The following is a 12,765-nucleotide window of genomic DNA, read 5'->3' on the forward strand; positions in this document are numbered from 1 at the left end:
GCGGTTTCCACACTCATTCAACTTCTGACTCAGAATCGAAATCAATTAGCACTGAGCCTCCATCTACCAACTCACCAGGTTGATAATAATAGCCTTGCACCACACCGTCGCAAGGCGCTGTAATACTATGTTCCATCTTCATGGCCTCCATAATAAGTAGCGGTGCACCTTTTTTGACGCTACTACCAACCTCAACTAAGTGAGCCACCACGGTACCATTCATTGGTGCATCTAAGCTTGCACCACTGTGGTTGTCGTCATCCCCCATATCAGGTGCTAAGACCTTAAAATGGCAGGTTGAGTCTTGACTAAATAAGCCAAATTGACCTTCGTTGTTCGAGAAATGGTATGTCCGTCTTACTCCATCTACAGAGGCAATTAATTCATCACCAGCAAGATGACCAGTTGCTTCAATGCTTTCCGTATCCGTGATTACCTCAAGGGAAATACCTTTTTGATTCAGGCTATTACCTGATTGGGCGATATGTTTTATTGTGAGTGAATGAACTTCATCACCCATCATAATCGAAAGGGATTCTTGATATCCCATGTTGGGGCGCCACGAGCCAACAATCCCCCAAGGTGAGGGCAGTGAATTACTCTTCGCTGTACTTTGATTACGTGAAAGTACAGACAAAAGTGCTATTGCGGGAAGCTCAGCATCAACTGATTGACTCTGATTGTTGAACAGGGTGTCAGTATGTTTATCAATAAAAGTTGTGGTTAATTCAGCGCTAATGAAAGGCGCACTTGAAGCCACGTCGATAAGAAAATCAATATTCGTGGTTACGCCGTCAATGTGATATTGCTTAAGTGCACTAACTAATTGTTTTAAAGCAGCTTCTCTGTTCTCACCCCATACAACGAGTTTAGATATCATCGGGTCGTAATAAACGCTAATGTCGTCACCTTGCTGTACGCCGGTATCAATGCGTACTTTACTTGTTGATCCTTGGCTAAATAACGTGGGTGTCTTGTTTAGCGACTGGCTATTTTGATAGGAAGTCGGGCTTGATAGCATGGGTGTCTTGATAAGCGAGAGCGTGCCGCTGGCGGGCAGAAAATCATTGTTGGGATCTTCGGCGTAAATACGCGCTTCGAATGCGTGTCCCGTTAGCGTTAATTCTGATTGGGTCTTGGGCAGGGTTTTTCCTTCTGCTACATCTAGCTGCCAGCGAACCAAGTCTTCACCGGTAATCATTTCCGTAACAGGGTGCTCTACTTGCAAGCGGGTATTCATTTCCATGAAATAGAACGAGCCGTCTTCGTCATACAAAAACTCAACGGTTCCCGCACCTACATAATTAATCGCTTTTGCTGCTTGAAGGGCCGCTTCGCCCATTTGCTGCCGAATATTGGCAGGAAAATTAGGGGCAGGTGCTTCTTCTATCACTTTTTGATGACGACGCTGCACTGAACAGTCACGTTCAAATAGATACACGCCATTACCATGGGTGTCACAGAAAACTTGTATCTCAACATGGCGCGGCCGGGTGAGGTATTTTTCAACCAACATATGTTCATCGCCAAAGCTTGCCATCGACTCTCTTTTTGCTGCACTTAGCGCCGCCGAAAACTCGCTTTCTTTCCAAACCTGACGCATGCCTTTACCGCCGCCGCCGGCAGCAGCTTTAAGCAACACAGGATAGCCCATTGCATCGCTGGCTTGCTTTAAGGTAGCCTCATCTTGATCATCTCCGTGATAACCTGGCACCAAAGGCACGCCGGCATCTTCCATAATTTTCTTGGCCGCAGATTTAGATCCCATGGCTTCTATGGCAGACGCAGGTGGGCCCACAAATATAATATCGTGCGCGGCACATGATTTAGCAAATTCGGCATTCTCAGATAAAAAACCATATCCAGGATGAATGGCATCTACACCAAGCTTTTTGGCGTATTCAATAATTGCAGTTCCGCGCAAATAGCTATCTTTCGAGGGGGCAGGGCCTAAATAAACCGCTTCATCCGCCTGTAAAACGTGTAAGGCATTTGCATCAGCGTCTGAATAAACCGCCACCGTTTGAATACCCATGGCTTTCGCTGTGCGCATCACTCGGCATGCAATTTCGCCGCGATTAGCAATCAGTAATTTTTTAATCATGCTTGTTTCTCCTGCCACGCTGGGGCGCGCTTTTCGATGAACGCCCCCAAACCTTCTTGCCCTTCTTTCGAGGTTCTTATTTTGGCAATTTGTTTGCTTGTATCATCAAGCAATTCAGCATTAATAGGCGCATTGGCAACTTGCTGCACTAAGGCTTTGGCTTGCGATACCGCCACGGGTCCGTTTTTTAAAATTTGGGTGACAATATCGTCTATAGTGCTATCAAGTTCATCTTCGGTCACAGCCTCGCTAAGCAGCCCTAGCCTCCGAGCTCGGCGGGCAGAGAAGACTTCTGCGGTTTGAAAATAGCGTCTACACACCCGTGCGCCCATAGCTTCTATCACGTAAGGGCTAATAGTGGCGGGGATTAAGCCTATTTTTACTTCGCTTAAACAGAACTTGCTCAATTTGCTTCCAATGGCAATATCGCAGCAAGCAATAAGACCAACTGCGCCGCCAAATGCCGCCCCTTGCACGCGGGCAATAGTGGGCTTAGGCAGGGTGTATAAGGTGTGTAACATAGTAGCCAGCGCCATAGCGTCGATATGATTTTTGGCTTCATCGTACTGCGCCATGCGCTTCATCCACTCTAAGTCGGCACCGGCACTAAAGCTCTTTCCTTCGCCTTGTAAAACTACGGCGCGAACGCTGCTGTCGTTGCCAGCGCGCGTAAATAGCTCGGTTAACGTAGCTATCATGTCATCGTTAAATGCATTGTGTTTGTCAGCGCGGTTTAACGTAATAAGGGCAACGTTTCTTTCGTCTACGTGATAAGTAACTGCTTGTTCCATAATAAATTCCCCTCAACTACATGCGAAAGACACCGAAGCGGGTGTCGGGTATAGGTTGATTTAATGCCGCAGATAACGATAGGCCTAACACTGTGCGGGTATCAGCAGGGTCGATAACGCCGTCGTCCCATAATCTGGCTGAGGCATAATATGGATGTCCTTGTTTCTCGTAGGTGTCGATAACCGGTTGTTTGATGGCGTGCTCTTGTTCGTCGGTCCAGGCTTCACCTGCACGTTCTTTTTGATCCCGCTTCACTTGAGCGAGTACGCCAGCGGCTTGTTCGCCGCCCATTACCGATATGCGAGCATTTGGCCACATGAATAGAAATCTGGGGTCGTACCCACGGCCGCACATCCCGTAGTTTCCTGCACCAAAACTACCGCCAATTAATACGGTAATTTTAGGCACTTGGGCACACGCAACGGCAGTAACCATCTTGGCGCCGTGTTTAGCTATCCCGCCATGTTCGTACTGTTTACCCACCATGAAACCAGTGATGTTTTGTAAAAATACGAGGGGAATCTTACGCATTGCACACAACTCAACAAAGTGTGCGCCTTTTAGTGCACTTTCGCCGAATAAAATGCCATTATTGCCGATGATGCCCACCGGATAGCCGAAGATGCGCGCAAATCCGCACACTAACGTAGTGCCGTATAAGGGTTTAAATTCATCAAAGTCTGAATCATCTACTACCCGTGCGATAATTTCTCGCACATCGTAAGTTTGTTTTGAGTCGGCAGGCACGATGCCGTAAATCTCTTTAGCATCGAAGCGCGGGGGCTTCGGCTCTGCCACATCCAATGCGACATGTTTGGTACGGTTAAGCCTAGAAACTGCATTTCTTGCAAGAGATAGTGCGTGATGGTCGTTATTGGCTAATTGGTCTGCTACCCCTGAAATTCGGGTATGCACGTCACCGCCGCCAAGCTCTTCGGCAGTTACCACTTCACCTGTCGCTGCTTTCACTAGTGGTGGTCCACCTAAAAAGATGGTGGCTTGCTCTTTTACAATTATGCTCTCATCTGCCATGGCGGGCACGTAGGCACCGCCAGCTGTGCATGACCCCATTACCACCGCAATTTGTGGAATATTCTTTGCCGACATGTTGGCTTGGTTAAAGAAAATACGGCCAAAGTGTTCTTTGTCGGGAAACACTTCATCTTGATAGGGTAGGTTCGCACCGCCTGAATCTACCAAGTAAATACACGGCAGGTTATTTTCTTCTGCAATGGTTTGTGCGCGTAAGTGTTTTTTCACGGTAAGCGGGTAATAACTGCCGCCTTTTACCGTGGCATCGTTAGCCACTATCATGCACTCAATACCTTCCACGCAACCTATACCGGCTACTACGCCCGCGCAGGGTACATAATCGTCGTACACATCCCACGCCGCCAATTGGCCTATTTCTAAAAAGGGCGTGTTGTCGTCAATTAAGGCGTTAATTCTGTCTCGAGGAAGTAATTTTCCGCGTGATTGATGGCGTTGGGCAGCTTGTGCCCCGCCGCCTAATGAAACTTGTTCTATTTTTGCAACCAAGTCATTTACTTGTGCTTGCATGTGCTGCGCATTGGCAACAAAGGTGTCTGATTTTGTATTTATCTTTGAACGTAGAACGGACATACCCCCTCCTGTTTGTTCAGTGCGACCTTATAAGCCGCACAGTCTGTCGTTAAGAGCAAAAAGCTGAACTGACACGTTATAATTATTATTTTGATTCGTTAAACAATTCGCGGCCAATAAGCATTCGGCGAATTTCTGAGGTACCCGCACCAATTTCATACAACTTGGCATCTCTTAATAATCTGCCCGTGGAATATTCATTGATATAACCGTTTCCACCTAAAAGCTGAATGGCGTCTAAGGCCATCTTGGTGGCTAATTCTGCAGAATATAAAATGGCGCCAGCGGCGTCTTTTCGGGTGGTATCACCGCGATCGCAAGATTTTGCAACGGTGTACACGTAGGCTCTGGCGGCATTCATTTGGGTATACATATCGGCCACTTTGCCCTGAACAAGTTGAAATTGACCAATAGATTGACCGAATTGCTCTCTGTCATGAATATAGGGTACAACCACATCCATACAGGCTTGCATAATGCCCAAGGGGCCACCAGACAGTACCAACCGCTCGTAATCTAGCCCGCTCATGAGCACCCTAACGCCTTCGCCTTCTTTACCCAGAATATTTGCTGCAGGTACTTCACAGTCTTGGAATACAAGTTCACAGGTGTTTGAAGAGCGCATGCCTAATTTGTCTAGCTTTTGTGCGCGGGTAAAGCCTGGGAAATCACGTTCTACAATGAATGCGGTGATCCCTTTGGGTCCGGCTTGTGGGTCTGTTTTTGCGTAAATGACAAAGGTATGGGCGTCTGGACCATTGGTGATCCACATCTTGTTGCCGTTCAAGATATACTTATCGCCGCGCTTTTGTGCACGCAGCTTCATACTCACCACATCTGAACCCGCATTAGGCTCACTCATGGCCAACGCGCCAATGTGCTCACCAGACACTAATTTAGGCAGATACTTCTCTCGCTGTTCGTCGTTGCCGTTTCTAAAAATCTGGTTTACGCATAAGTTAGAATGCGCACCATAACTCAGGCCAATACCTGCTGATGCGCGGCTCACTTCTTCCATTGCGATGGTATGGGCTAAATAACCCATATCGGCGCCGCCATATTGCTCTGATACCGTAACCCCCAACAAACCCATTTCACCCAGCTTGGGCCATAATGCATTGGGGAATTGGTTATTAGCGTCGGCTTCTTCTGCTAACGGAGCAATTTCATTTTGTGCAAACTGGAAGACTTGATCGCGCAATAAATCGATATCTTCGCCAAGATCAAAGTTTAATGTAGGGTAGGAGGTATTCATGCAATTTTTCCTTGTTCTAATTCCGCTAGCTCTTCACGGCATCGCGCTTCTACTTCATCGAGTTCTTGCATCAGGCTTTGAATATCCTCAAGTTGCTGATGAAGTACAGCCCGTTTTTGTGCGGTCATTTCCAACATGGTGCCTAGCTGAACGGCGGAATTGCCATTGGTGTCGTACATTTCGAATAAGGTTTTAACTTCTGCTAAGGAAAACCCTAATCGTTTCCCTCTAAGAATGAGCATTAATCTCACTCTATCTTTGTTGTCATACACACGGTTTTGCCCGGTACGCTTTGGGCTAAGTAGCCCTTGCTCTTCATAAAAGCGAATGGATCGGTGAGTTATATCGAACTCTTTTGCCAGTTCACCTATCGCGAATACCGACTCTTTCTCGTTGTTATTCATAACACGTACCTTTGGTCTTATGTCGTTGTCTTGTGCTGTTTACAAAAAGACTTTCCCTGAATGAAAGGGGATTCTTGACACTAAATATATTGAGGTTTACGTTAACGTTAATTACCTTTTACGTTAAGGTAAAGTAACATTTTGCTAACGTCAATTTTTCATATGTGAGATAGTTCGCTTATCTAAACATGGGTGTCTACATTTTTATACGAAAGTAAAGTTAGTTGAATATTATTCCATAAATTACAAATGGTTAGGAGTTCAAGTGATGAGTAGTGAAACAGTAGTGATCGTAGCAGCGAAGCGCACACCAATGGGTGGCTTCAATGGAAGTCTGTCTGGGGTAGCCGCCACCGAACTAGGTGCCACTGCCATTAAGTCGGTGTGCGATACATTCGATGTAAGCCACGTTGATGAAGTTATTATGGGGTGCGTTTTACCTGCTGGCTTAGGTCAAGCGCCCGCTCGTCAGGCATCGTTAGGCGCAGGCCTTCCTCTTAGCGCAGGCGTAACCACCATTAACAAAGTGTGTGGTTCTGGTTTAAAAGCGGTAATGCTGGCTCACGATTTAATCAAGGCCGGTAGCGCTGAAGTGGTTGTAGCTGGTGGGTTCGAAAGTATGAGCAATGCGCCGTATATGTTGCCAAAGGCAAGAACAGGCTATCGGATGGGGCACGGACAAGTACTCGACCATATGATGTTAGATGGTCTTGAGAATGCTTACGATGGTAAGGCGATGGGATGTTTTGCGCAAGATACAGCGGATGCTGAAAACATTACGCGAACTCAAATGGATGAATTCGCGCTTAGTTCGCTTTCAAAAGCCCATGAAGCGATTAACAGTGGTAGTTTTAAAGATGAAATCGTAAATGTGACTATCTCAGGCCGCAAAGGCGATGTAGTCGTTGATACTGACGAAGGCCCAGGTTCTGCGCGACCAGAAAAGATCCCATCCCTTCGCCCTGCATTTAAAAAAGACGGCACGGTAACCGCAGCAAATTCCAGCTCTATTTCAGATGGTGCGGCGGCGTTACTCGTTATGAGTGAATCCAAAGCGCACGCGCTGGGATTAGCCCCACTTGCTAAAGTGGTAGCCCATGCTACACATTCTATAGAGCCAGAGAATTTCACAGTAGCACCTGTTGGAGCAATGGAAAATGTGCTTTCTAAATCAGGCTGGTCTAAAGATGAAGTCGACTTGTTCGAAATTAATGAAGCCTTTGCCATGGTTACTATGTTGGCAGTTCAAAAGCTGGGATTAGACGAGCGAAAAGTGAATATAAAAGGCGGCGCGTGTGCGCTTGGTCATCCGATTGGCGCATCGGGTGCACGAATCTTGGTCACCTTGCTGCACGCGCTTAATCAAAAGAAAGCGACAAAAGGCATTGCCTCTTTATGTATTGGGGGTGGGGAAGGCGTAGCACTAGCGGTTGAAATGCTATAAGCAGCATGCTTGATTGATGTCAAAAAAGCATGACTTTGAAGTAAATGGCACCACAATCCGGTGCCATTTGTGTTTTAATTATCCTAATAAAGCGTTCATTATCCGTCGCTGCATAGATTCGATTTATTATTGACGAGTGTCGAATAATTAAACGAGTTTTTCAGTATGTAGCAACTATGAAACGAAATGGCGGGTAAATTGCCTAAATTTTGGCTGAATGTGTTGGTATCGTGATTTTTTAGTTTAGACCGATGTTGCATTTGCAGGCGCTAAGTTAGATACTCTGGTATGCGATTTTTCGCATTTTACGTATTTGTATTTAGGTGGTCTTTTTGATTTCTTTCAGGTGTTTACGCCTTGTCTTCTCCGTAATTGTGCTTACGCTTTCTTACTCAGTGGAAATAGCAGCACAAGCGCTTCAACAGAACGTTTCTCAACCGCAATCGGCAAACAACACGGCTCCTCGTGAGGTGACGTATTGTGTCGATCCCGATTGGGCACCTTACGAAGCCATACGAAATAATAACCATGTTGGTATTTCTGCTGATTATATTAATACTATTTCGGAGCTCTCTGGCTTAACCTTCAAGCTTGTGCCAACTGAATCATGGGAACAAAGTTTGGCATTCGTACAGGAAGGTACCTGCCAAGTCATCTCCATGCTGAACGTTTCTGACTTTAGAAAACAGTTTCTTTATTTTTCCGCGCCTTATTTTGAAGCACCCAATATTTTAGTTGCCCGTTCAGGCACACCTATTTTACAAGGTTACGCAGGCATTGGTCACAGGACTGTTGGGGTAGTGAAGGGCTACAGGCAGGTAGAGTACATTTCCAGGCATTATCCTGAGTTAAGGCTTAAATTAGTACAAACCGAAAGTGAAGGGCTTGCTGAATTAGCAAGAGGAGACATCGACGTTATGGTGGGCTCGTTATTAAGCGTAAACACGCATATCAATAATCAAAAGATAGATAACGTGAGCATTGTGGGTTACGCGGAGCCGTTCGATTCACTTGCGTTTGCTGTGAATAAATCTTCTCGCGACATTATTCCTATCTTAAACACTGCAATTGCCACTATTCCAGAGAACCGAAAGGTTGATATTTATAAGCAGTGGAATAACGTTCAGGTTCGTTATGAACGGGATTATTTTAAACTGGTGGTAACCACGTGCTTTGTATTGTTGGCCATTGTTTGCTTAGTGTGGCGCAATAGAACAGTGTCACAATTTAAACGTTTAACAAAGCAGAAGAATGATGAAATAGAATCGTTGCAAACGACCTTGTTAGACAGAAATCGTACCCTAGAATTTTTGTCAGCCCACGATACTTTGACTGGGTTATATAACCGCAATCACATGATTCAAAAAGCAGAAGAAGAAATTTCTCGCTTCCACCGCTTTCATACTACCGCATCGTTAATTGTTGTGGAGATTGAGGTTAAGCGCGATTGTCGGGGTGAATTAAACGAGTTCGATAGAGAAAATATTTTAAAGCAGGTTGCGTCCCAATGTCTTGCGACCGTAAGAGAAGTAGATATTGTGTCACGCTTCACAGGCGAACAGTTCATCATTTTGTGCCCACAAACCACCTTAGACGCAGGACGGGTTCTCGCTGATCGACTTGTAGAATGTATTGACGAAGACGTACTTACCAAAAATACTAAAATGCAAGTCAGTGCGGGCTTAGCTGAACTAAAAGAGAGTGAAAACTTCACCGATTGGTTTGAGCGCACAACGAAGGCGCTGTATCACGCTAAAAGATTGGGTATAGCGAAGGTATCAATAGCAGACTAGCGTGGGATAAAGTGACGCCTAGCCTGCTGCAGTAAACATTTTTAAACACTGCGTGGCGGTTTAGATTAGCGATGCAAACGCTAGCGCTTTAAATAATAGGTTCGTAATGCCATTGGTGCGAGTCGTAATGAATATGGGCGCGCTCATACTCACGCTCTGAGCGCCAATTACGATTGTTCAGTTTAGCTGTTACACCAGGGTACAGTTTCTTATTGGCAATAAGCTTAATATCTTGTTGGTACTGAACTTTTGCATCGCTAATTTCTAGCACTTTCGACTCAATCCAATCAAGCAACGCGTTTTCGTTGTCGAACATTTCAAGCGCCTCAGCCACTTTTGTTTTAAGCTCCTTGGGCACTTTTTTACTTTTCAAAATATCAATTTTTTCTTTGTGCTTGCTATTGTTTTCACGTAGTTGGCGCACAAGTTCGTCTAACGCATCTTTACGTTCAAGTAGTTGAGCAAAGCCAGGGCTAAAATCGACTTTAAGCATGCTACCAGATACTGCACCAAGGGTGCCGGCCTCTATTCTATCTTGACTTACAATATCGCAAGCAAACAAGTTACCCATTGGTTTGTCTATTTGGCCCACAATAACGGCGCCACCACAGTGAAGCTTACTATAAGCTAATTGACGGCCAACGGTAATGTTGCCTGAACAGTGAATTTCGATACCTTGACCATGCTGAACATGAATACTGCCTTTCGCTATGAGGTGGCAGTTGAATTCACCTGCGCTGTCATTTAATTTCCCCATCGCACCTTCGGTGATAATAATATCGCCACCAGACTCAATGTGAGCAGACTCGACGAAACCATTTATGGTAACGTCACCTTCTGCTTTTATTTGCATTTTTTCTGTTACGTCGCCATTAACCAGCACTGCACCTTCATAATTTACGTGACCCGTACCCACATTAACCCCGTTACAAATATAGGTATCGTCGATATTCATGGTTTGGTCTTGGTATTTCGGCATACCCGCAATGGATGACATTAATAAATTTTGATCGTTATCAGCCTGAACGGTACCGGTACCTTTGCGAAATTCTACCCACTCACCAGGAATGGGGGGTAGCTTGCTACCGCGCACATCAAAACCACTTCTGCCTAGGGTAGGCTCTGTTCTGCGAAGCACAGGGGTGTCTACTTTTACGCAGATAACCTCACCTAGATTGCGCATATCTACCCGCTCACCTTCGTTGGTTTGCGGTTTTAATATACGTTCAAGCGCATTGGGTACTAACGGAATAAATCGCGATGAACGGCCATTTCTAGCAGGTAGGCCTTTTGCTACTGTACGCTCGATGATGGTGCCTGGAGGTGACTTTCGTGCTTCCATTAACATGGCTTCGATAACGCGTGTGCCAAGGCCTCGATGAATGTTGTTTTTTAAGGCTAAAGACTTAATGGTATTTATCGTGGGAGATTTTCCACCGTAGGGTGACGTGATCACAAGGTTGGCTGTCATTGCGTCTTCAGGAATACGAAACTCTATTTCGGCGTTCCGTCTCTCACCAACTCGCTCTTGGACTACGGTGTTATCACCGGTTTTGAAGTAATGATTAGCAGTATCGCAAGCCGATTTTAAAGCCGCATCGGAAACATATAACCGTTTAGTTTCACCGGTTGCTAACTCCGTTTTTACTTGGCGTATGTCTATTTCTTTAGAGAACTCTGAAGGGTTTAGTGTCAGATTTATATAGGTTCTTGTTTTATCAAAACTTATTGTTACGCCGTTCATTACTACATTCATCCTTTGAGCAGTCTTGCTTACTTTTCTATAGTCAATATCGACCTTAACGCTGCAGACTTAAGCGTGTTTCTGCATTATTGCAGAGAACAATAACGCATTAGACATAAGTTTAATGTAATGCGTTTCATTGCGCCGCGTCAAAGGTTTTCGGCATATTGAAATAATGCTCTTAAAATAGCTTGTTTTTCGGGGTTATCAACATGTTCATGAGCAAGGCGTTCTAACGTACTCATATAGTGTTCAAGCGTAATAGATGCTGACGAAGTGGGATCAGTTAAACGCGCTTGTCTATGTCGTTGCCACTTCAAGGTTTCATCATAAGTAAGTGTAGACGGGAAATTACGTGCTCTATATCTAAACAATAAAGCCCTAAGGCCGACATGTTGAGTCTCTTCAGCTAATGCGCCAAGTTGTTCTGGGCTTGATGCTAGCACTTTGTCGCACCAATGGCGGTCTTCAGTACTTAAAAAGCCACCGCTATAAAGCGCGTGATCAATATCTTGCTCTTTGTCGTCTGTGTCGTTTTCATACACGTTTGACAGCTTCATGCCTAAGTCACGTTCTTGTGCCAGAATGCGATAATTTTCAAGGCAGGTATCTCTGTCTAACCCTAATCTATGCGCATTGTCCTCAGTCATCGCTTTTGCGGTAGTCACAAAAGGGGAACGGTTAATATGAATGAGCTTCAACCCTGGGCGCAAACTATTGGCATCACTGCCAGGCTCGTAACGCGCGTAAAGTTTGGCTTTTATTTCTTCGGGAGAATCGTTAAGTAGGCTATCGATAGGCTTTGATAAATCTACAGCAATAATCGCGTTACTGTTGGTCGGGTGTTTTGCAATAGGCATTATCCAGGTACAACACCCTTGGCTAGCAGGCAACTTAGCTGAAATATGCAACAGTACGGAAGGCTTAGTTAAATCAAACTGGTTAGCCACATTGTGCTTACTACGAAGGGAATAAGCATATTCAAATAACCTAGGCTGCTTTTCTTTGATTAGCTTTGCCAAGGCAATAGTGGCATGAACGTCACTTAATGCATCGTGCGCGTTTTCGTGGCTTATGTCGTTTTCTTTAGTTAAGTGCTCTAATTTGAAGCTAGGCGTACCATCTTCGCGAGTGGGCCAGTTTATGCCATCAGGGCGAAGTGCGTAGCATGCTCGAGCCAAGTCTATAATATCCCAACGGCTATTGCCGTTTCGCCATTCTCTAGAGTAAGGGTCATAGAAGTTTCGGTAAAACAAGAATCTAGCAACTTCATCATCGAAGCGTATGCTATTAAAACCCAAACTGCAGGTGTTGGGCGTCGACATTTCTTGATAAATACGCTTGGCAAAATCAGCTTCGTTCGAGCCATCTCGCAAGGTTTGCTGAGGCGTAATACCGGTAACCAAACAGGCTTCAGGGTGGGGCAAGTAATCGTTCGCAATGGCGCTCATAATATTAATGGGCTTACCAATAATATTAAAGTCCAGATCGGTTCTAATGGCAGCAAACTGACAAGGTAAATCTTTTTGTCCACTGGTACCGAACGTTTCGAAATCGTACCAAAGAAAGCTAGGTTCGTGCATGTTCTAGGTTACATTTTTGAATA

9 protein-coding genes are annotated in these 12,765 nt (G+C 45.2%); 2 read left to right on the forward strand and 7 right to left on the reverse strand.

What is annotated here, in order from left to right; all coding sequences use genetic code 11:
* Positions 1 to 13: 13 nt before the first annotated feature.
* The 5 genes from AAC006_RS14855 to AAC006_RS14875 form a co-directional block, all read right to left on the reverse strand.
* Positions 14 to 2,104: an acetyl/propionyl/methylcrotonyl-CoA carboxylase subunit alpha gene (locus tag AAC006_RS14855; RefSeq protein WP_338455291.1), complete on the reverse strand. Its 2,091-nt coding sequence runs from the start codon at positions 2,102 to 2,104 to the stop codon at positions 14 to 16.
* Positions 2,101 to 2,895, reverse strand: a complete 795-nt coding sequence (locus AAC006_RS14860) for an enoyl-CoA hydratase/isomerase family protein (protein ID WP_338455293.1) — start codon at positions 2,893 to 2,895, stop codon at positions 2,101 to 2,103. The genes AAC006_RS14855 and AAC006_RS14860 overlap by 4 nt, the downstream gene beginning before the upstream one ends.
* Before the next feature lie 16 nt (positions 2,896 to 2,911).
* The gene (locus AAC006_RS14865; protein WP_288389373.1) at positions 2,912 to 4,519 is read right to left on the reverse strand and encodes a carboxyl transferase domain-containing protein; all 1,608 of its coding nucleotides are present in this window, start codon (positions 4,517 to 4,519) and stop codon (positions 2,912 to 2,914) included.
* Positions 4,520 to 4,604: 85 nt separating this feature from the next.
* A complete protein-coding gene (locus AAC006_RS14870) occupies positions 4,605 to 5,774 on the reverse strand; it encodes an isovaleryl-CoA dehydrogenase (protein WP_126872152.1) in 1,170 nt (389 codons plus the stop codon).
* A complete protein-coding gene (locus AAC006_RS14875; protein WP_013784514.1) occupies positions 5,771 to 6,178 on the reverse strand; it encodes a MerR family DNA-binding transcriptional regulator in 408 nt (135 codons plus the stop codon). Before AAC006_RS14875 ends, AAC006_RS14870 begins: the two co-directional genes overlap by 4 nt.
* Positions 6,179 to 6,446: 268 nt before the next feature.
* On the opposite strand from AAC006_RS14875, the gene AAC006_RS14880 reads away from it, so the two are divergent.
* Positions 6,447 to 7,622, forward strand: a complete 1,176-nt coding sequence (locus AAC006_RS14880) for an acetyl-CoA C-acyltransferase (protein ID WP_208805037.1) — start codon at positions 6,447 to 6,449, stop codon at positions 7,620 to 7,622.
* 323 nt (positions 7,623 to 7,945) lie between these two features.
* Positions 7,946 to 9,415: a transporter substrate-binding domain-containing protein gene (locus tag AAC006_RS14885; RefSeq protein ID WP_339891802.1), complete on the forward strand. Its 1,470-nt coding sequence runs from the start codon at positions 7,946 to 7,948 to the stop codon at positions 9,413 to 9,415.
* Between the two features lie 88 nt (positions 9,416 to 9,503).
* On the opposite strand, the gene AAC006_RS14890 is transcribed toward AAC006_RS14885, so the two are convergent.
* Together AAC006_RS14890 and sbcB are read right to left on the reverse strand one after the other, a co-directional pair.
* Entirely contained in the window at positions 9,504 to 11,159 is a 1,656-nt protein-coding gene (locus AAC006_RS14890) for a FapA family protein (protein ID WP_126872155.1), read from the reverse strand.
* Between the two features lie 149 nt (positions 11,160 to 11,308).
* The gene (gene sbcB / locus AAC006_RS14895; RefSeq protein WP_013784510.1) at positions 11,309 to 12,742 is read right to left on the reverse strand and encodes an exodeoxyribonuclease I; all 1,434 of its coding nucleotides are present in this window, start codon (positions 12,740 to 12,742) and stop codon (positions 11,309 to 11,311) included.
* Positions 12,743 to 12,765 lie beyond the last annotated feature (23 nt).

It is taken from the genome of uncultured Alteromonas sp., assembly GCF_963976965.1.
GTDB classification, from domain to species: Bacteria; Pseudomonadota; Gammaproteobacteria; order Enterobacterales; family Alteromonadaceae; genus Alteromonas; species Alteromonas naphthalenivorans.

Excerpts from the sequence above, each read along its gene's own strand:
- AAC006_RS14855 (WP_338455291.1), bottom strand. The coding sequence starts at position 2,104 with ATGATTAAAAAATTACTGATTGCTAATCGCGGCGAAATTGCATGCCGA.
- AAC006_RS14860 (WP_338455293.1), bottom strand. The coding sequence starts at position 2,895 with ATGGAACAAGCAGTTACTTATCACGTAGACGAAAGAAACGTTGCCCTT.
- AAC006_RS14865 (WP_288389373.1), bottom strand. The coding sequence starts at position 4,519 with ATGTCCGTTCTACGTTCAAAGATAAATACAAAATCAGACACCTTTGTT.
- AAC006_RS14870 (WP_126872152.1), bottom strand. The coding sequence starts at position 5,774 with ATGAATACCTCCTACCCTACATTAAACTTTGATCTTGGCGAAGATATC.
- AAC006_RS14875 (WP_013784514.1), bottom strand. The coding sequence starts at position 6,178 with ATGAATAACAACGAGAAAGAGTCGGTATTCGCGATAGGTGAACTGGCA.
- AAC006_RS14880 (WP_208805037.1), top strand. The coding sequence starts at position 6,447 with ATGAGTAGTGAAACAGTAGTGATCGTAGCAGCGAAGCGCACACCAATG.
- AAC006_RS14890 (WP_126872155.1), bottom strand. The coding sequence starts at position 11,159 with ATGAACGGCGTAACAATAAGTTTTGATAAAACAAGAACCTATATAAAT.
- sbcB (WP_013784510.1), bottom strand. The coding sequence starts at position 12,742 with ATGCACGAACCTAGCTTTCTTTGGTACGATTTCGAAACGTTCGGTACC.